Raw genomic sequence first — 18,508 nt, 5'->3', positions numbered from 1 at the left:
AACAAATTTTACTCGCCGCTTATAGGTGACAACAGTGTAATGGAACAGAGCCCTTTATCTAAAGAAAGTGATAGAAAGCGCATAATAGAGGACAAATAGAGGACAAAGCCCACTAATAAAAAATCCCAATGATAAGGTTTATCACTGGGATTTTTAAATCATCATATTAATTTAACCGCTCAGAGTTAAATCAAACTAAACCTTGCTTACTTCAACTAATGCACTAGCAAGATATTGAATTTGCTCTTGCTTTAAACCTGCAATATTAATTCTTCCATTCAACATGCCATATATTGCGTACTTATCACGTAGAACGTCCATCTGCTCTGCTGTTAAAGGTAATAAAGAAAACATACCTTTTTGCCTTGTTACCGCTTGAAAAGAGTCAGGTGCACCCATTTCAGCTAATAATTTCCCTAATGCGTTGCGTAAATCATTAATACGCTCTCTACACACAGTTAACTCTGCTAACCAAGGTTTAGGATCTGAAAATAATAACGATGCAATCGCAGAGCCATGGTTAGGAGGCATAGAATAATTGATACGGGTGATACGTTCTAATAACATACGAATTTTTGTATGTTGAGAGTGATCTTTTGCTACCACCATGGCTGCGCCTGTACGTTCACAGTATAACCCCATATTCTTTGAGCAACTTGCTGCAACTAAAACCAGATCAACCTGTTCAACAAACATTCTTAAACCCGCAGCATCTTGCTCAGGGCTATCGCCAAAACCTTGGTAAGCGATATCGATAAAAGGAATTATTTTTTTCGCTGTACAAAAATCAATAAATTGTTGCCATTGTTTTAATGAAGGGTCCACACCAGAAGGATTATGACAACTCGCATGTAATAATAAAATATCACCTTCTTTAGCGTTTTCTAAATCTTTAAAGCAAGTTTCTATGTCTAATAGTCCCCCTTTATGCTGCCAGCGAAAGGGTTTAACCGTTAAACCTGCACCTTCCATAATAGGACGATGATTTAAATAACCTGGGTCGGTATTCCAAAGCACAGCATCAGGAGATAGAGCGGCTATAAAATCAGCAATCACTCTTAATGCACCAGAGCCACCAACGGTTTGAATTGTACATGGGTCAGAAAATTGCGCACTGTCACCTAATACAAACTTAGCTATATGATCATTAAACTCAAGGTTACCAGACAACATTTTATAAGATTTTGATTGTGCAGCTGTTGCTAGTTTAACTTCAGCTTTTTGTACTTGCTGCATAACAGGTGTTTTGCCTGTTTCATCGCGATAAACGCCCACCAGCATATCTATCTTGTGATCTCGTTGGTCTGCATTAAATTGATGTAACAATGCCCACAGGGGATCACCTTGAACGGTAGGTAAGTTTTCTAACATAATTGAATACCTTAAATAAAATTAAACACGATTTGATAAAATAACACCTGTTATGGTCAGGCTAAGACCACAAAAAATAGCAATTGATAAAGGCTCATCAAAAATAGGTACCGCTAACAACGAGGTTATACCGGGCGACAAAGCACCTATTATAGATGACTTAGCCGACCCCAATTGACTCACTGCATAGGAAAAACCAATAGTTGCAACGATGCCAACACCAATACCTTGCACTAATAAAAATGGCATCGCCTGTTGCAGTGAGAAAGAGCCCCAATTACTTGCTACAGTACCAGACAAGACTAAAAACAGCATAATAAAGAATGAAAAATAAGAAACAATAATGGCCACGGTAAGCGCACTCAAACCGGCTCGTTTAAGCCCTAGTGTATAAGTGGACCATAACAAACTAGCACACAATAAAAATCCAATGCCAGTGAATATTTCTAGCGATAATTGTTCCGCTAATCCAGCAACCATAATAAGCACTCCTATTAATATCAGGGAAAGCATAAATAACCGTTGCTTAGTAATAACCTGTTTATAAAAAAGCATAGAAAGTATGGCCACAAAAAAAGGAGGGGTGCCGGTAAGTATCGTTGCAACGTATGCAGTAGGGACTATTTTTGCGCCTAAGGAAGCTAAAAAGAGGAAAGGTATTCCACCTAATAAAATAAGCAAAAAGTCTGATATTCTCACTTTTTTAATCACTGCAAGATGCTTGATAAACCAGGGAGCTAATAAAACTAATGGTACAGAGAAACGAATCAACGCAACATCTGCGATAGTAAGGGGAGATGTGCCAATATTGCGTACCGTCAATGAGAAACCAGACCAAATTAATAGCACCACTAGCATGGCTAAATAGCCATAAGTTAATGGCGACATAGCACTGTAATTGACTTTATTTACTTGTAGCAGCTGTAACTTGTTCATTCAATAACTTCCTATCAACTAGAGTTTCAAGTAGTATTATTGACTAAAATAAAAGCTCTTATTCGGCGAACAACCTTCTAAAAACTAAATTATTAACTGATTAAAGCGCACATATTTACATTCACGCTTTAATACACCAAGGAAAGTTATGGATAAAATAGATCGTCACATATTAGCTGTACTACAAAATGAAGGACGTATATCAACAGCAGATCTTGCGGATCGCGTTGGTTTATCGCCCTCTCCCTGTGCACGACGCTTAAAACGCCTAGAAGACGATGGTTATATTGAAGATTACCAAGCGAACTTAAATAAAAATCACGTGGGTATTACCATGACCTTTTTTGTAGAAGTAAGCCTAAATAGGCATCAGGAAGAGACAATTGAAGTCTTTGAATCTGCACTACTTGATATGGATGAAGTGATTAATGCACATATCGTATCTGGTCGTTACGATTATCTATTAGAAGTGGTTAGCAAGAACTTGGCTGGTTATGAAGCTTTCACTAATAAGTTACATCGAATTAAAAGCGTTAAAGATATCCATACGCATTTAGCAGTAAGGAAGATAGCAGACAAACGGGCTTTACCGATTTATGTTTAAGGCTATTTATGTTTCAACCTATTTGTTCAAACCTAGCAATGGTGTTCAAAATAGCCTGAAAAGGCTATTTATGAAGTAAATGTGCTGTTGTTCGGCAAAAGATAAAAAACAGCAATTTGAGGTAACTAAAGCCAAATAAGCAGTCTAAAAGTAACGCTCAACAATAAAAGAATGAGCGTTGGCAACTTAAAAATTAAACATAGCGGTGTAATAAAGCAAATAACTGTTGCTTACGATGATCATTACAAAAGCTAGCCACAATACTATTTTCTACTAACTTTCTGGCTTGCTCTTGATTCATATTCAGCGAAGTCGCTAATGCTTCAAAATTCTCCGTCATATAACCACCGAAATACGAGGGGTCATCTGAATTAACCGTCACACAAACCCCTAACTTTAATAAATCTAGAATAGTATGTTCACTCATATCTGAAAATACTTTTAATTTTGTATTCGATAATGGACATACCGTTAATGGCATTTGGCTTTCTTTTAAGTAATCAATCAACTTAGGATCATGAATAGCATTCACTCCATGGTCAACGCGTGCCACCTTAAGATCATTAATCGCAGTCCAGATATATTCAGCGGGACCTTCTTCACCGGCATGAGCCACCGTTAGTAAACCTAATTGACGCGCTTTAGCAAATACACGACTAAATTTCTCAGGCGGGTGCCCTTTCTCAGAACTATCCAACCCGACCGCTTTAATTTTATCTAAATAGGGTTCAGCTAAGGTGAGTGTCGCAAAAGCCTCTTCCTCACTTAAATGGCGTAGAAAACACATGATCAATTCACTACTAATACCTAGTTGCTTTTCTGCATCTTCAAGCGCACTCGTTATTCCGGTTATCACGGTACTAAAAGCAATTCCACGCTCAGTGTGTGTTTGTGGATCAAAGAAAGGCTCAACATGATAAACATTCTGCTCTTTGCATTTCAGTAAATAAGCCCAAGTTAAATCATAGAAATCCTGTTCAGTGACTAATACTTTTGCAGCTTGATAATAGATATCCAAGAAATCTTGAAGCTTGGTAAATTGGAATGCTTTTTTTACCGCGCTGACATTTTCATAGGGCAACTTAATATGATTGCGCACGGCTAAGTCGAACAACATCTGCGGCTCTAAGCTACCTTCTAAATGTAAATGTAACTCAACTTTTGGCAATTGAGATAACCAACTTAATGGGTTAGAGCAATGTTCTGAGGGTAATTTTGAATGTAGCATAATCTTCTCTTTGTTTAGATACCTGTTAAGCATAGCGAACTTTTCAACATAAAAAACTAAAGCAGCTTATATTCTTGTAATAAATAGATAAAAATTCATTACAGTAATTAATGCTTGTTTTGTATAACTTAACCATTATCATCGTTGCAATGAACATCCCTCCAAGATTTACTTTAAAAGACTAATAAGAAACTTTGCAACACTTAAGGAATTATCATGTATAAATTTTTTGAAAGTTTGGTGCCTGCGCTAAACGATCAAGAACCAACCCAGCCGCCAAATACACTCGTTGCCTTTTGCATGCACTATACAAAGGGTTATAAAACGGCACTTTTCTTTATGACCTTACTAACAGCTATTTTAGCTATATTGGAAGTGTCTTTATTTGGGTTCATGGGACAACTCGTCGACTGGTTAATCACTAAAAATCCAGAGACGTTATTAGTAGATGAAGGGCAAAAATTATTGTTTATGTCCTTAATGGTTTTAGTATTAATTCCTGTCTTAACTATTATACATTCTTTGATCGTACATCAAGTTTTGTTAGGCAATTATCCGATGTCGATCCGTTGGTTTGCACATCGCTATTTGTTAAAGCAAAGCGTGTCTTTTTATCAAGATGATTTTGCCGGACGAATAGCCACTAAAGTCATGCAAACAGCGCTGGCCGTACGTGAAACCGTAATGAAGCTACTAAACGTGATGGTTTATGTTTTAGTGTACTTTATTTCCATGGTGGTGATGATTGCAAAAGCCGATTACCGGTTGGCGATTCCAATGTTGGTATGGATGGTTATATATATCTGCATACAGTATTACTTTATTCCGCGCCTAAGAAAAGTAGCAACAGAGCAAGCAGATGCCCGCTCAACCATGACGGGGCGAATTGTTGATAGTTACACCAATATATCAACAGTAAAACTATTTGCGCATACGGACTCTGAATCGGCTTATGCCAAACAAGGAATGAAAGGATTTTTAGATACAGTTTATCGACAAATGCGTTTGGCAACGGGGATTAATGTCAGTGTGCAAATCTCTAACTATGTATTAGCCTTTGCGATAACGGCTTTGTCTATCTCACTATGGATGCAAAGCGCTATTTCAGTGGGTGCTATCGCTATCGCTATCAGTTTAGCATTACGTTTAAACGGCATGTCACAGTGGATCATGTGGGAGTTTAGTGCTTTATTTGAAAACATAGGCACAGTGACTGACGGCATGAATACCTTAGCGAAGCCTAATATTATTGAAGACAAAAAAGACGCGAAACCATTAGTGGTGAGTGAAGGTAATCTCTACTTTAAACAGATGAGTTTTCATTATGGTGAGAGTAAAGGTGTCATTGAAAACCTAGACCTAAATATCAAACCTGGCGAAAAAATAGGACTTGTAGGCCGTTCAGGCTCAGGTAAGTCAACATTAGTGAATCTATTGTTACGCTTTTATGATGTTGAAAAAGGTCAGATCATTATCGATGGCCAAGATATTAAAGATGTTCAGCAAGAAAGTTTACGATTACAAATCGGTTTGGTGACACAGGATACATCTTTATTACATCGCTCTATTCGCGAAAACATTCTTTATGGTCGCCCCGATGCAACTGAAGAAGAGTTATTAAAAGCGACTAAGCAAGCACAGGCGCATGAATTTATCTCTACCTTAACGGATAGTGAAGGCAATACTGGTTACGATGCACAAGTCGGTGAACGAGGAGTGAAATTGTCAGGCGGTCAACGCCAACGTATTGCTATCTCACGCGTATTATTAAAAGATGCCCCTATTCTAGTATTGGATGAAGCGACCTCTGCATTAGATTCTGAAGTGGAAGCAGCGATACAAGAAAGTTTATATGAGTTAATGCAAGGTAAAACGGTTATTGCGATTGCACATCGTCTATCAACTATCGCCGCGATGGATCGCCTCATTGTATTAGATAAAGGACAGATTATTGAACAAGGTAGTCATCAACAGTTAATTGAACAAAAAGGCGTTTATGCACAACTATGGGCACACCAAACGGGTGGATTTTTAGGGTGTGATTAATCACGTCATTAATTAATATAAGTTGCACAATTAACGCACATATAGCCAATTAAAGGCGGCTCGTTTTACCCCGTTATCAGTCAAAATGCACCTCGATTGATAACGGGTATACTACATCATTAGATAGCGCTTTCAGTTACTTCCAGCCCTGTAACCAACATTCTGAATCTTGCAGATCACGCCAACTAATTTCTGTTTCACGATGAGAAATAATCGCTTCTAATAAACAAAAAATAACATTGCCCTGCTCGTCAAAATCAACATCAGTGATCAGAAAGTGCTTTTCTTTGTTGAGTGGTTTAACGGCAGTCCATTTACTATTAAGCAATTTTTGCGGGTTAATTTTATTAATGGGAAACTCCTTCTCAGTAAAGGTAATAGTCTATTGCAGCGACTAGGCACAACTTAAATTTAGATAAAAAGCTTGAACTTAAATAAAAACCTAAATTTAAACCAGAAACATTAAGTTAAACAAATTCAATAAATAAAATTGCTATGAAAAATAGCATCTCATTGAGCTTAAAATAAAACACAGGAAAAGAGAAGAAACAACAGGCAAGGAAATACAAATAGATAGAAAGTAAAAAGGCTACTGATTACAAACAATAGCCTTTAGACCTTCATTATTAATTATTGATGCTGATAGCTTTTTTCCCACAGCTTAAATAAGTAAATAACAGAAAATGTTAAGCACATATATAACAAACCAGCTGCTAGATAAGCTTCAAAAGGCGCATAATAACGAGCATTAACAACACGAGCAGCACCGGTAATATCAACAATCGTCACCACACCTGCAATCGCACTGCCGTGTATCATAAAAATAATTTCGTTACTGTAAGCCGGTAAAGCACGGCGTAATGAATTAGGTAAAGTAATACGCTTAAGTGTTTGCCAACGACTCATACCATAAGCTTTAGCGGCTTCTAATTCACCAAGCGGCATTGTTCCTATCACACCACGTACAATCTCAGCAGTGTAAGCCCCTGTATTTAATGAAAAAGCGAGTAATGCACAAAACCAAGCTTCTTGAAAGTAATACCACATCCAACTTTCACGTATCGCATCAAATTGTGCAACACCGTAATAGATCAAAAATAATTGTACCAACAATGGCGAACCACGAAAAAAATACATATAAGCCCAAATAGGCCCTTTAATGAACCAGTTTGAATGACTACGTAAAATACCAACAGGTATCGCAATCACTAAGCCTATCAATAATGAGACTGCCACTAACCAAGTTGTTGTCCACAAACCTTGTAAGTAAAACGGGTATTCATTAACAATGATTGAAAAATCCATACTTACCTCGTTTGTATACTATATTTACGCTCGGCCCATTTTAAGACAGAGGTAGAAACAGCAGTGTAAAATAGGAAGATTAGCGCTACCACTAGATAGAAAGTGAAAGGTTTTTGAGTAGAACCAGACGCATCACCTGCAATTTTAACCATATCTTGTAAACCGATGATCGACACTAATGCCGTTGTTTTTAATAATACTAACCAGTTGTTACCCAAGCCAGGTAATGCATGGCGCATCATCTGAGGGAACATCACACGTGAAAAACGTTTATATTTATTCATGCCATAAGCTGTTGCCGCTTCTAATTGCCCTTTTTCTACCGATAAAATAGCGCCGCGGAAGGTTTCTGCCATATACGCACCAAAGATAAAACCGATAGTCACAATACCTGCAATATAAGGGCTAATATCAATATAGTCAGGTAAATATGCTGTCCATTCGTGGTCAGGATAATAATTTGTCGCTACTTCGTTAAACCATTCGTTAAGGTTATAGCTGGTGTCATTAATTAACACTTGCCCACCAAAGAAAATAATCAACATTAAGATAAGATCTGGAATACCACGAATAATAGTCGTATACAGCGTCGCAATGCTGGTTAATATAATAGAATGAGACAGCTTAGCGAGTGCTGCTATTAACCCTAAGAAAACAGCTAATAATAAAGATAACAAGGCTACTTGCAGTGTTAGCCATGCTCCTTCTAGAAATATTTCTTGGTAACCGTATAAAGAAAACATATAAACTTCTTTTTATTTAATTCCAATCCACTAATACGTAATTAATAGCACTGGCATAACAAAAAAGGATGAGACAACATATAAAAGGTTGTGCGTCATCCTTTCTATTTTAACGCTCAGGTTAAAAAATTAACCGTGATAACGTTTATTCTTGACCGTATACATCGAAAGAGAAGTATTTATCTTGAATCGTTTTATAAGTACCGTTAGCGCGGATTGCAGCAATCGCTTTGTTTAATTGCTCAACTAAATCCTTGTTTTGTTTACGAACGGCAATACCTGCACCGTGACCAAACCATTTAGGATCATTTAGTTTAGGACCAACAAACTCAAACTTGTCGCCACCTTTTTTTGCTAATAACCCTTCAGAGATAGAGGCAGAGTCAGCGATAACATAATTAAGGCGGCCCGCTTTTAAATCTAAGTATGCTTCATCAAAGGTACCGTAGCGTTTAATTTTTGCAGAAGGGAAATTATCTGAGATGTATAAATCCATTGTTGTTGCACGTTGAACACCAATGTTTTTACCTTTCATGAACGCATCAGTCGCTTCAAATGCAGCCCCTTTAACAGCAGTAAAACGTGCTGGAATATGTTGGTATTTATTAGTGAAAGCCACTTGTTTCAAACGCTCTTCAGTAATATCCATTGTCGCAATAATTGCATCAAATTTACGTGCTTTAAGCGCCGGAATAATACCATCCCAATCTTGTTTTACTAACGTACATTTTGCACCCAATTCATCACATAACGCATTAGCGATATCGATATCAAACCCAGTAACACTGCCGTCTTCTTCTGTTTTACTAAATGGAGGGTATGCACCTTCAACACCAATACGTATTTGTTTCCATTCTTTTGCTTGTGCCGAATTAAATGCAAAAGCAAATAATGCGATTAGTAGGCTGATTTTTTTCATTGTATTTCCTTATATTATGATAGATAGCTGTTTTAAAAATTTTTACTAAATTGATTTATAACATTAACCGCTTTAGTTAAGCACTTATTTTAATTAAACGTTTAGCAGTCTCATCTAATAAACAGTAGAGATAAACTGCTTAAAACGTTCCGATGAAGGATTCTGAAAGATATCTTCAGGCTTACCTTGTTCTTCCACTAAACCTTGGTGTAAAAATAATACTTTATTTGATACGTCTCGTGCAAAAGCCATTTCATGTGTGACCACTAACATGGTGCGGCCTTCTTCGGCTAAATCACGCATAACGGTTAACACTTCACCGACTAATTCAGGATCAAGTGCGGAAGTCGGTTCATCAAATAACATCACTTCCGGTTCAACCGCTAACGCCCGCGCAATAGCAACACGTTGTTGTTGTCCACCAGAAAGCTGGCCTGGATAATAATCTTTACGTTCATATAAGCCAACACGTTGTAATAAAGCTTCTGCTTTTACAATGGCTTCTTTTTTAGGTACCCCGAGTACATGCACAGGGGCTTCGATGACATTTTCAAGAACCGACAAATGTGACCAAAGATTAAAACTTTGAAAAACCATCGCTAAACGACTACGAATACGTTCAACTTGTTTAATAGATGCAGGAATAGCACCACGTTTTTTATCCATCTTCATTTTGATTAATTCACCATTAACCAAAATATCCCCTGACGTCGGTGTTTCAAGTAAATTAACACAACGTAATAAAGTACTTTTCCCTGAGCCAGATGCACCAAGAATAGAGATCACATCACCTTGATGAGCTTCTAAGTCGATACCTTTTAATACTTGATTATCCGCGAAGGATTTATGTAGGTTTCTAATCGAGAGAGTAGGTGCTGTCATTGCTAATATTCATTATTGATAGTTGGATTCATTATTTATTGTACCTATTTTGGAGAATAAATTAATAAAATTAATAAAATTAATGCAAACCTTTACTCTGCATCAATTTTTTAAGTTGTACAATATAATAATTCCCTTTAATTTTCTAAAAACATCTCAAAACTACGCATTAACGCCGTTAAATTGATGCAAAACAAGTGCTAGGCCAAACTTTCACATATTCCTTTACAAAAAAGTCGAGCATGTTATCGTGCGCGCGATCCCAATTTCTTACAAATTATACAAAAAAGGTACATGAAGTGTCACAATCAATTAATTACGCTAATCCTGCCCCATTAGGCCTAATGGGCTTTGGCATGACTACAGTTTTACTAAATATTCACAATGCTGGTTTCTTTCCAATCAGTGCCATGATCCTTGCTATGGGTTTATGTTACGGTGGTATTGCACAGATCATCGCTGGTATTTTAGAATTCAAAAAAGGTAATACTTTTGGATTAACCGCTTTCACATCATACGGTTTTTTCTGGATCAGCTTAGTCGCACTTCTATTATTTCCTCAATTAGGTAATGAAGGCGTAACACAAGCAACACCACATGCATTTATGGCTTGGTACTTAGTAATGTGGGGCATGTTTACTGCATTTATGTTTGTAGGCACTTTACGTGGTAACCGTGTTTTACAATTTATCTTTGGTAGCTTAACGGTTTTATTCTTCCTATTAGCTATCCGTGATTTCACAGGTTCTGAGTTAATTGGGCGTATTGCTGGTTATGAAGGCATTGTTTGTGGTTTAAGCGCAATCTACTTAGCAATGGCAGAAGTGATCAATGAGCAATATGGTCGCACCGTTTTACCTATTGGCGAACGATAAGCGCGATTGCTTTTAAAGTTAGCACTCGCTTTAGTACGACAACAGCTTTAAATTTAATTTTAATAAACCGAGCCATTATCGCTCGGTTTTTTTATACCTAATAAAAGCTGCTAATAGCATAAAGAGATCACTTCCATGCCCTAGGTTAATAAATGGCATATCAGTAAAACTTGCTTTACATTAACTTCCACCTTCTAACTCTCTTCTTCTTATCTTTTGTTCTACATAGCTTATTTTTTCTACATAATTCTTTTTCTTTCAATCCACTACAAAAATTCTGCAACAAATAATTAACAATTCTGTTAAAAAACATTTAGACTGGAGCAATGCTTAAAAATGTGACGCAGATCTTACTAGTTGGTTATTTTTTGTTAACTAAGTAGGATTTTTTAATACTGGCCTTAAATCAGGAAAAACAATGAAAGCTGTAAAAACCATTGATAGAAAACAAGTTAGACCAACAGACGCTTATATCGAAGATAATATGGAACCCAAAACAGTTGCATTCAGCACTATAACTGTTGTTCAGCAGATGATGGATGTTGATGCCAATATCGCAGGCAATGTTCACGGTGGCTCAATAATGAAGCTAGTCGATAACACTGCTTGTATGGTAGGAATGCGCCATACTGGCGGTAATGCCGTAACTGTTTCTTTGGATCGCCTAGACTTCCACTCTCCAGTATATGTAGGTGATATTCTTAGAATTAAAACCAGTGTTAATTTTGTTGGCTCAACGTCGATGGAAATTGGCGCTCGAATCGAAGCAGAGTCAGTATTAACAGGTGAAGTTCGCCATACTGCATCCGCTTACCTGACCTTTGTTTCTTTAGATCCAGAAGGAAAACCGCGTCAAATTCCGCAGATCATTTGTGAAACAGAGAAACAAAAAGACCGTTTTGCAGCTGCACTAAAACGTAAACAAAAACGCTCAGATGCGAGAAAAGAAGCCAAAGAACGCTCTCAGCAGAAGCAATTACTAGCAAGTTAAAAAATAACTTAAAGCTAACAGCTAAAGAGGTTAAAGCTGCGGTCAGGATCCTTCCAATCTGAATAGACCCAGGTTTAACCTTTTTAAATAACCTCAGTTCGGAATAAGTAACGCTTTAAATGACTTAAATACTGTTTCTTACATACCGACTCTTCTCATTAAATAACCTTGATATAAAAATGTTAAAGCTTAAAATTGTCTTCAGTATTTTAAGCCGTATCTATTTTAGCAATCAGAGCATGACCAAATAAAACAGGAAATAAATGTCGCATCATATTGAAGATTTATTATCGCAGTGGAACAGATTCCCAAATGATAAATGGGTTCTGGCTGTCATTACCAAGATTCAAGGTTCCTCTTATCGCAAAACCGGCGCAATGATGTTATTTCATTCCTTAGGGAAAAGTATCGGGTTAGTCAGCGGTGGCTGTTTAGAAGGCGACTTACTGCGACATGCTCAACGTGCTATTCAGCAAGACCAAGCGATTAATATCACCTATGATGCAAGTGATGAATCAGATGCAAGCTATCAACTAGGTTGCGGTGGTATTGTTGATTTATTATTAATCCCCGTTACCGCTGAAAATAACTATCTGCATTTATCAACATTAATGGAAACATTAACATCGACTAATTGCGAATATCACTTGCCCTTAGTAAAAACAGGCTCTCAAGCCGCCTCTATTTCAGCAAACGTAATACCAATTACCAACAAAACTGATTATGATTTCAGTAAAAGTACATACGGTAAAGCTAACGATACTTCTGATGTGACAGTACTCCAAATCCCCTGTCGAACAAGGTTCCATCTCGCTATTTTCGGTGGAGGGTTAGATGCGCAACCTTTAGCAAAGATGGCGATACAGTTAGGCTGGAAAGTAACCGTGTTTGATGAGCGATCGAGTTATGCACATCAACATCACTTTCCTGATACCAACATTATTAAACAACCTATTTCTGCATTAGGAACGAAACACTTGCTAGATATTGATGGCGTCATCGTCATGCAACACAATTTAAGCTTGGATGCATTAGCACTCAAATTAATTAGTCAAAGTAACCAAGCCTATATCGCTTTATTAGGTCCCCTACATCGGCGCGACCAAGTTTTTAATAAAGCCAATATTAGCTTAAATGACTTCAAAGGTTTCTTTTCAGCGCCAGCGGGATTCAATATAGGTGGTGAACTACCGGAATCTATCGCATTAAGTATATTAGCGGAGTGCCATGCTGTATTTCATCAACGTACTCAATTACTAAACTGATGCTATTACTGTTACTGAATTAAAAAGTAATGAATCAAATTCCATCAATAAAATCCAGTTAAGTGTTGTGGTTACTTTAATAGCAGCAATAAAGAAAAGTTCATCAATCAAGAGTAGTGGAGTGTTGTGGATACAATAATAGAAGCGATAAGTAATGCCCCCCAAAAAACCATAACCTTAGTGTTATTGGCGGCAGGTAAAAGTAGTCGATTCAAGGGGATTAAATTAGCCCAACCGATTATTGACTTTAATGCGCATGGCACTTTAATCGAGCAGCCGTTATTACTGCATAGTTTAGATAAATTAAACTATTTGGCAGATTATTTAATCGCCAACAACATCAATAGTCGAGTGGTTGTTGTACTCGGCTCTCACCACAAGGAATTAAGTGCACTACTGCCCAAATCGACGGTTTTTATAATCAATAAACAAAGTGAACAGGGTTTATCAACATCTATTAAAGTAGGTGTTAAAGATGCGATATCAACGAATGCTAGCGACTTAATATTAGCCCTTGCTGACCATATTGGCGTGAGTTATAGCGACTATGTAAAGTTAGCTGATCTTTGGATATTAAAAAGACACAGTATTTGTGCCTCATACCAATCGCAGTTAGGAGTTCCAGCACTATTTACTGCCGATCAGTTTTCAGCTTTAGCGCAGCTTAATGGCGACAAAGGAGCCAAACCTTTATTACAACAATTAGCACACAATAAACAATTAACTTGTTTAGATTTACCCAGTGCCATTAATGATATTGACACTCAAAATGACCTTTTGAAATGGCAAGAATCCAAGTTAAATCAGTCGCTAACTTAAATAAGTCATTAAGTTAAATCAGTCACTAACTTAAATAAAAACGTTAAATAACCACTAACAGTTCAAATAAAAAAACCCGAAAAATCGGGTTTTTAAATCACATGGTTGAACAATAAATTATGCTTTTGCTAAAGCACTTTTTAATTCACTCGGACGCATTGGGATTTTACGTAAACGTACCCCCACAGCTTGATAGATTGCATTAGCGATTGCAGGTGCAACAGGTGTTACAGCTGGCTCGCCTAGCCCCGATGGTGGCATTTTACTGGCAATAAACTCAATCTGAACTTCTGGTGTTTGGCCTAAACGTAAAGGCGTATAAGTATCAAAGTTTGTATCTTTGTACTGACCATTAAGCAACTCAGTTCCTTCGTATAGGGCCATTGATAATCCCCATAATGCAGCACCCTGACATTGCGCTTCCGCACCATTTGGATCAACAATAATACCGGCATCAATGGCAATCACTAACTTTTGAACATTGACAAGACCATTACTTTTATCCACATGGACCTTAACAGCACAGGCAACCCACGTAGGCATATCTCGTTCTTGACCAAAGGTAGAAGCAATACCAAGTCCTGTATCTTGAGCTTGTTCAGTGCCCCAACCAATCATATCAGCAGCTTTTTTAAGTACCGCAGCCTGACGTGCAGCACCACCCTCAGAAACCGCATTATTGCCTGCATTTCGCCCTTCAGCAATGAGCATATCCAAACGGAACTGCAACGGATCTTTACCGGCATGATGCGCGGCTTCATCCATAAAGCTTTCCACCGCCCAACCAGTCCAGCCCGGCCCAACTGAACGCAACCAGCCCGGTCTAAAAGTCGCCATTGCTAAGTCATTTGAAACAGCACGTACTTTTTGTGCGCCAACGCTATACCAATGATCTGCGCCTGCAATTGCAAAGGGATCATAAACCTCGCCATTTATACCTTTAGGCATAAAACCAGGTGCTAATTCCTGCGTTGGCCAGCCTGCGGTTGCGTGATGTTCCATGGCAGTCACCGCTTTGTTATCATCAAAGGCCATTTTTAATTGTTGAACAGAAGCAGATCGCGCACTATCAAATAACATATCTTGCGGGCGCATCAATATCATTTTAACTGGCTTACCGCCTAATGCTTTAGAGGTTAGCGCAGCAGGGATCGTATAATCACCATTCAGTCTTCGCCCAAAACCACCGCCTAACATATAGGTACGGATCACAATATTTGCGGCATCTTCACCCAACGCAGTCGCTAATACAGGCAAAGTAAGCGACTGCCACTGACAACCTGAATGTATTTCCCATATGCCATCTGGATTTTTAAATACTAACGCATTCAAAGGCTCCATTTGTGCATGCAATACAGTGCTAGTAATATATTCATGAGCAATAGAACTGCTGGCACTCTCAAAAACAGGCTCAGTTTTTACATTACCCGTATCTAAAATACCGCCTTTACTTGCATCATCAAGTAACGTTTTACCATGGGCGATGATATCTGCTTCAGAGACATCAACTGTTTTGCCCGCATCCCAGGTAACTTTCACTAATTTTGATGCTTTTTGTGCTGCAATGAAACTACTAGCGATCACCATTAACCAACCAGGTACGCTGCCACTAGCATCTTCTAATACGATTGTTTTTTGGTAACCTTTGACAGCTTTTGCTGCTGAGTCATCAAATGAAACAACTTTAGCGCCATAACGCGTTGGGGGTAATATAGGGTTCGCATACACCATGCCATCGACTTTAGCGTCAATACCATAGATAGTTTTACCATTGGTTTTGTTAGCTACGTCAAGCGACGTCACTTGTTGCCCTACTAGCTTAAGATCTTGATTTGGTTTAAGCGGTAATGTTTTTAACTCTTCTTCGGTAAACTGACGAGTTAAACCTAAGGACACTAATTCACCAAAGGAAAGCTCACCTTTACTTGAGATAATTTTACCGTTACTGGCTTTACAGTCTTTTGCTGCAATCCCCCACTTTTTAGCTGCTGCTTCAATTAACGCTGTACGACCTGCGGCACCCGCTTGACGGTAAACTGGCCAACTTTGTGAAATAGACCAACTACCACCAGTGACCATGAAACCCCAACGAGGGTCACTATCAACATGAATAATTTCAACATCATCCCAGTCGGCTTCTAGCTCATCAGCTAAAATACGAGCAATCGCAGTACCAACGTGCTGACCCATTTCTGAGCGCATAATATTGACTTTAATTTTGCCGGCAGTATCAATGGAATACCACAATGAAGGTTCATAAATATCGCCTTCACTTGGTAACACTTTACCGTCAGCACTTGCAGGATCCATTGCCGCCATCAAATGACGAGGAAAACCAAAGCTGATACCAACCGCTGTCATACCAATTAAAAAACCACGGCGGGTAATGCTCGGTGAACCACGTTTAGGTAATCTACTCATGATTGCACTCCTTTAATTTCAATGGCATTTGCAGCTTCATGAATAGCACTGCGGATACGTACATAAGTCATACAACGACATAAGTTACCGCCCATCACCGCATCAATATCTTTATCCGTCGGTTTAGGAATATCTTTTAATAATGCTGCGGCCTGCATGATTTGACCCGATTGACAATAACCACACTGTGGCACTTGAAGATTTTTCCATGAAATTTGTAATGGATGGTCGTCTTTTTCTGACAACCCTTCGATAGTTGTTATTTCAGCACCTTCCACTGACGAAATCGGTGTAATACATGAACGTGTCGCACGTCCACCTACATGGACGGTACAAGCGCCACAAGTTCCAATACCACAACCAAATTTAGTACCTGTCATATTAAGTTCGTCACGAATAACCCACAGTAAAGGAGTATCGCTTTCTACATCGGCAGTTTTTGCTTCGCCGTTTAAAATAAATTTTGCCATTGTCACTTCTCCTGTGAATTATTGCTCAAATCGAGGTTGATTGCGGATTTCAGTTACTTTCTGTTGCAATTCAGGCCAAGCCTCTTGGCCTGCCGATTGACGTAAATATGCTGCGATTGCACTAATATCTTGATCGCTTAATGCATCACGGAACCCAGGCATCACAACACCACTTATACCTTGATCGCTGCGCACACCATCTAATATTACGTTAACCAAGTTAGTTGGTTGTTCAAGGTGAGTTGCTGAACCTAGTGTTAATAATGGACGACCTTTAACGAGTTCTTCACTGCTGTAATGACAAGCTTGGCAAGCCGTTGCATATAAGCGAGCACCTTCATCAATACGAAGATCAGTTTGGGTATGTTGCGCAGCAATAGCAGTTTGTAAATTAGCATTAGCAGCAGGATCATCACTTTCATTAGCGCCGCTATGGTCAGCAAAATACAAACTAATCGCTCGTACATCCTGCTCAGGCAGTGCAGATAAACCTTTGTGCATTACCGGAGCCATCGGACCTGCAGCACTCCCATGATAAGGTGAGTTACCCGTAGTTAAGTATTCATAAAAATCCTGCGCACGCCAAGGGATCGGGGAAGTACTTGTTGCCGTTAATGAAGGAGCTATCCAACCATCAATATCCGCACCTTGATACATTTGGTCGTATTTTTCACCACCAAGCGCATTACGCGGTGTATGACATGCGCCACAGTGTGCAATACCTTCAGCTAAATAAGCACCACGATTCCATTGCTCAGATTTTTTTTCATTAACTTTAAATGCATCGCTATCGGCAAATAACAACTTCCAACCAGCTTGTAACCAACGAATATTAAGCGGGAATGGAATGCCATTTTCTTTTTTGACTTGATTAACTGCTGGCACTGAGGTCATGATATAAGCATAAATAGCGCGAATATCTTGGTCAGTCATTTTATTAAAGTGCTCAAAAGGAAATGCTGGTAATAAATGATGCCCATCACGGCTTACACCACTGCGCATAGCACGATTAAAAGCTTCCTCAGACCAACTACCAATACCTGTTTCAACATCTGGCGTGATATTACTCGAATAAATCGTACCAAACTCAGTGTGCATTTCGTAGTTACCTGCGTAAGGTGTACCACCTGTGGGTGTATGACAAGTACTGCAATAACCGGCAGCTGCAAGTACTTTGCCTTGCTCAATAACTTGTGGGGAATAATCACTCTTAACTGGAGGGGTTATTGGATCAATAGAGGGGTTCCAAGCATAAAAGCTGAATAAACCAAGTCCAATAATTACTGCGCCAGATACGCCATAAACAATACGTTTTAGCATATTACATTGCCTTATTTAAAAATATTTCGGGGGGCAGAGAGTGAACTAACATTCCCTGTTTGACTTCGTATTACAGGTAATATTGATGTAAAAATTATTTACCATGATTTGAGACAATAAAACCTATAATCGACGCTAATTTTAATGTTAATAAAATGTGAAAGCAACCTTCAGAGGCCAGTAATCACTTAACAAGTTAACTGATTAGCGTATTACATGTTTGAATATCTAATAAGAGTTAAAGACTCGACAGTGCAAGTCAGTAATGAATAACAAAGTAATAATATTCGTTATCATTTAGATGTAAAAATTA

17 protein-coding genes are annotated in these 18,508 nt (G+C 38.4%); 6 read left to right on the top strand and 11 right to left on the bottom strand.

Features of this window, described 5'->3' with window-relative positions:
* Positions 1 to 195: 195 nt before the first annotated feature.
* Both MT391_RS19480 and MT391_RS19475 read right to left on the bottom strand, forming a co-directional pair.
* Positions 196 to 1,371: an amino acid aminotransferase gene (locus MT391_RS19480; RefSeq protein ID WP_499499675.1), complete on the bottom strand. Its 1,176-nt coding sequence runs from the start codon at positions 1,369 to 1,371 to the stop codon at positions 196 to 198.
* A 21-nt stretch (positions 1,372 to 1,392) separates the two neighbouring features.
* On the bottom strand, positions 1,393 to 2,307 hold the full coding sequence (locus MT391_RS19475) for a DMT family transporter (RefSeq protein ID WP_499499674.1): 915 nt from the start codon (positions 2,305 to 2,307) through the stop codon (positions 1,393 to 1,395).
* Positions 2,308 to 2,455: 148 nt separating this feature from the next.
* On the opposite strand from MT391_RS19475, the gene MT391_RS19470 reads away from it, so the two are divergent.
* Positions 2,456 to 2,911 carry an Lrp/AsnC family transcriptional regulator gene (locus tag MT391_RS19470; RefSeq protein ID WP_166373141.1) on the top strand — a complete coding sequence of 152 codons (456 nt, stop codon included), beginning with the start codon at positions 2,456 to 2,458 and terminating at the stop codon, positions 2,909 to 2,911.
* Between the two features lie 193 nt (positions 2,912 to 3,104).
* Here the strand turns inward: MT391_RS19470 and MT391_RS19465 are convergent, their stop codons facing one another.
* The gene (locus MT391_RS19465) at positions 3,105 to 4,139 is read right to left on the bottom strand and encodes an adenosine deaminase (RefSeq protein WP_166373140.1); all 1,035 of its coding nucleotides are present in this window, start codon (positions 4,137 to 4,139) and stop codon (positions 3,105 to 3,107) included.
* 216 nt (positions 4,140 to 4,355) lie between these two features.
* On the opposite strand from MT391_RS19465, the gene MT391_RS19460 reads away from it, so the two are divergent.
* On the top strand, positions 4,356 to 6,185 hold the full coding sequence (locus MT391_RS19460; RefSeq protein WP_499442141.1) for an ABC transporter ATP-binding protein: 1,830 nt from the start codon (positions 4,356 to 4,358) through the stop codon (positions 6,183 to 6,185).
* 136 nt (positions 6,186 to 6,321) lie between these two features.
* Here the strand turns inward: MT391_RS19460 and MT391_RS19455 are convergent, their stop codons facing one another.
* From MT391_RS19455 to MT391_RS19435, 5 genes are all read right to left on the bottom strand, one after another.
* Positions 6,322 to 6,513, bottom strand: coding sequence for a TIGR02450 family Trp-rich protein (locus MT391_RS19455; RefSeq protein WP_499499672.1), 192 nt, complete (start codon positions 6,511 to 6,513; stop codon positions 6,322 to 6,324).
* 302 nt (positions 6,514 to 6,815) lie between these two features.
* Positions 6,816 to 7,490 carry an ABC transporter permease gene (locus MT391_RS19450; RefSeq protein WP_499499670.1) on the bottom strand — a complete coding sequence of 225 codons (675 nt, stop codon included), beginning with the start codon at positions 7,488 to 7,490 and terminating at the stop codon, positions 6,816 to 6,818.
* A gap of 2 nt (positions 7,491 to 7,492) precedes the next feature.
* A complete protein-coding gene (locus tag MT391_RS19445) occupies positions 7,493 to 8,233 on the bottom strand; it encodes an ABC transporter permease (protein ID WP_166373137.1) in 741 nt (246 codons plus the stop codon).
* Between the two features lie 145 nt (positions 8,234 to 8,378).
* A complete protein-coding gene (locus tag MT391_RS19440; RefSeq protein WP_166373136.1) occupies positions 8,379 to 9,152 on the bottom strand; it encodes an ABC transporter substrate-binding protein in 774 nt (257 codons plus the stop codon).
* 114 nt (positions 9,153 to 9,266) lie between these two features.
* The gene (locus MT391_RS19435) at positions 9,267 to 10,034 is read right to left on the bottom strand and encodes an ABC transporter ATP-binding protein (RefSeq protein WP_166373135.1); all 768 of its coding nucleotides are present in this window, start codon (positions 10,032 to 10,034) and stop codon (positions 9,267 to 9,269) included.
* A 299-nt stretch (positions 10,035 to 10,333) separates the two neighbouring features.
* On the opposite strand from MT391_RS19435, the gene MT391_RS19430 reads away from it, so the two are divergent.
* The 4 genes from MT391_RS19430 (at position 10,334) to MT391_RS19415 (ending at position 13,984) form a co-directional block, all read left to right on the top strand.
* Positions 10,334 to 10,909 carry an acetate uptake transporter gene (locus tag MT391_RS19430; RefSeq protein WP_346774375.1) on the top strand — a complete coding sequence of 192 codons (576 nt, stop codon included), beginning with the start codon at positions 10,334 to 10,336 and terminating at the stop codon, positions 10,907 to 10,909.
* 418 nt (positions 10,910 to 11,327) lie between these two features.
* A complete protein-coding gene (locus MT391_RS19425; RefSeq protein WP_205963123.1) occupies positions 11,328 to 11,900 on the top strand; it encodes an acyl-CoA thioesterase in 573 nt (190 codons plus the stop codon).
* Positions 11,901 to 12,163: 263 nt separating this feature from the next.
* Positions 12,164 to 13,165, top strand: coding sequence for an XdhC family protein (locus MT391_RS19420; protein WP_499499668.1), 1,002 nt, complete (start codon positions 12,164 to 12,166; stop codon positions 13,163 to 13,165).
* Between the two features lie 126 nt (positions 13,166 to 13,291).
* On the top strand, positions 13,292 to 13,984 hold the full coding sequence (locus MT391_RS19415) for a nucleotidyltransferase family protein (protein ID WP_499499666.1): 693 nt from the start codon (positions 13,292 to 13,294) through the stop codon (positions 13,982 to 13,984).
* Between the two features lie 117 nt (positions 13,985 to 14,101).
* On the opposite strand, the gene MT391_RS19410 is transcribed toward MT391_RS19415, so the two are convergent.
* Genes MT391_RS19410 through MT391_RS19400 form a run of 3 tightly spaced genes read right to left on the bottom strand, consistent with a single transcriptional unit; the run spans position 14,102 to position 18,195 of the window.
* The gene (locus MT391_RS19410) at positions 14,102 to 16,405 is read right to left on the bottom strand and encodes a xanthine dehydrogenase family protein molybdopterin-binding subunit (RefSeq protein WP_499499665.1); all 2,304 of its coding nucleotides are present in this window, start codon (positions 16,403 to 16,405) and stop codon (positions 14,102 to 14,104) included.
* A complete protein-coding gene (locus MT391_RS19405) occupies positions 16,402 to 16,875 on the bottom strand; it encodes a (2Fe-2S)-binding protein (RefSeq protein ID WP_166373130.1) in 474 nt (157 codons plus the stop codon). The genes MT391_RS19410 and MT391_RS19405 overlap by 4 nt, the downstream gene beginning before the upstream one ends.
* An 18-nt stretch (positions 16,876 to 16,893) precedes the next feature.
* A complete protein-coding gene (locus tag MT391_RS19400) occupies positions 16,894 to 18,195 on the bottom strand; it encodes a cytochrome c (RefSeq protein WP_499499663.1) in 1,302 nt (433 codons plus the stop codon).
* Between the last annotated feature and the right edge of the window lie 313 nt (positions 18,196 to 18,508).

Origin of the sequence: Vibrio sp. 1-Bac 57 (assembly GCF_037546855.1) — a bacterium.
In the GTDB taxonomy this organism is placed as follows: domain Bacteria; phylum Pseudomonadota; class Gammaproteobacteria; order Enterobacterales; family Psychromonadaceae; genus Psychromonas.
Note: the sequence above shows the minus strand (reverse complement) of the source record. Positions and strands in the feature narration are given on the sequence as shown.

What these genes read in the sequence shown, in the direction of transcription:
- MT391_RS19465 (WP_166373140.1), bottom strand. Translation starts at nt 4,139, where the DNA reads ATGCTACATTCAAAATTACCCTCAGAACATTGCTCTAACCCATTAAGT.
- MT391_RS19450 (WP_499499670.1), bottom strand. Translation starts at nt 7,490, where the DNA reads ATGGATTTTTCAATCATTGTTAATGAATACCCGTTTTACTTACAAGGT.
- MT391_RS19445 (WP_166373137.1), bottom strand. Translation starts at nt 8,233, where the DNA reads ATGTTTTCTTTATACGGTTACCAAGAAATATTTCTAGAAGGAGCATGG.
- MT391_RS19480 (WP_499499675.1), bottom strand. Translation starts at nt 1,371, where the DNA reads ATGTTAGAAAACTTACCTACCGTTCAAGGTGATCCCCTGTGGGCATTG.
- MT391_RS19420 (WP_499499668.1), top strand. Translation starts at nt 12,164, where the DNA reads ATGTCGCATCATATTGAAGATTTATTATCGCAGTGGAACAGATTCCCA.
- MT391_RS19400 (WP_499499663.1), bottom strand. Translation starts at nt 18,195, where the DNA reads ATGCTAAAACGTATTGTTTATGGCGTATCTGGCGCAGTAATTATTGGA.
- MT391_RS19405 (WP_166373130.1), bottom strand. Translation starts at nt 16,875, where the DNA reads ATGGCAAAATTTATTTTAAACGGCGAAGCAAAAACTGCCGATGTAGAA.
- MT391_RS19435 (WP_166373135.1), bottom strand. Translation starts at nt 10,034, where the DNA reads ATGACAGCACCTACTCTCTCGATTAGAAACCTACATAAATCCTTCGCG.
- MT391_RS19410 (WP_499499665.1), bottom strand. Translation starts at nt 16,405, where the DNA reads ATGAGTAGATTACCTAAACGTGGTTCACCGAGCATTACCCGCCGTGGT.
- MT391_RS19475 (WP_499499674.1), bottom strand. Translation starts at nt 2,307, where the DNA reads ATGAACAAGTTACAGCTGCTACAAGTAAATAAAGTCAATTACAGTGCT.
- MT391_RS19460 (WP_499442141.1), top strand. Translation starts at nt 4,356, where the DNA reads ATGTATAAATTTTTTGAAAGTTTGGTGCCTGCGCTAAACGATCAAGAA.
- MT391_RS19440 (WP_166373136.1), bottom strand. Translation starts at nt 9,152, where the DNA reads ATGAAAAAAATCAGCCTACTAATCGCATTATTTGCTTTTGCATTTAAT.
- MT391_RS19470 (WP_166373141.1), top strand. Translation starts at nt 2,456, where the DNA reads ATGGATAAAATAGATCGTCACATATTAGCTGTACTACAAAATGAAGGA.
- MT391_RS19425 (WP_205963123.1), top strand. Translation starts at nt 11,328, where the DNA reads ATGAAAGCTGTAAAAACCATTGATAGAAAACAAGTTAGACCAACAGAC.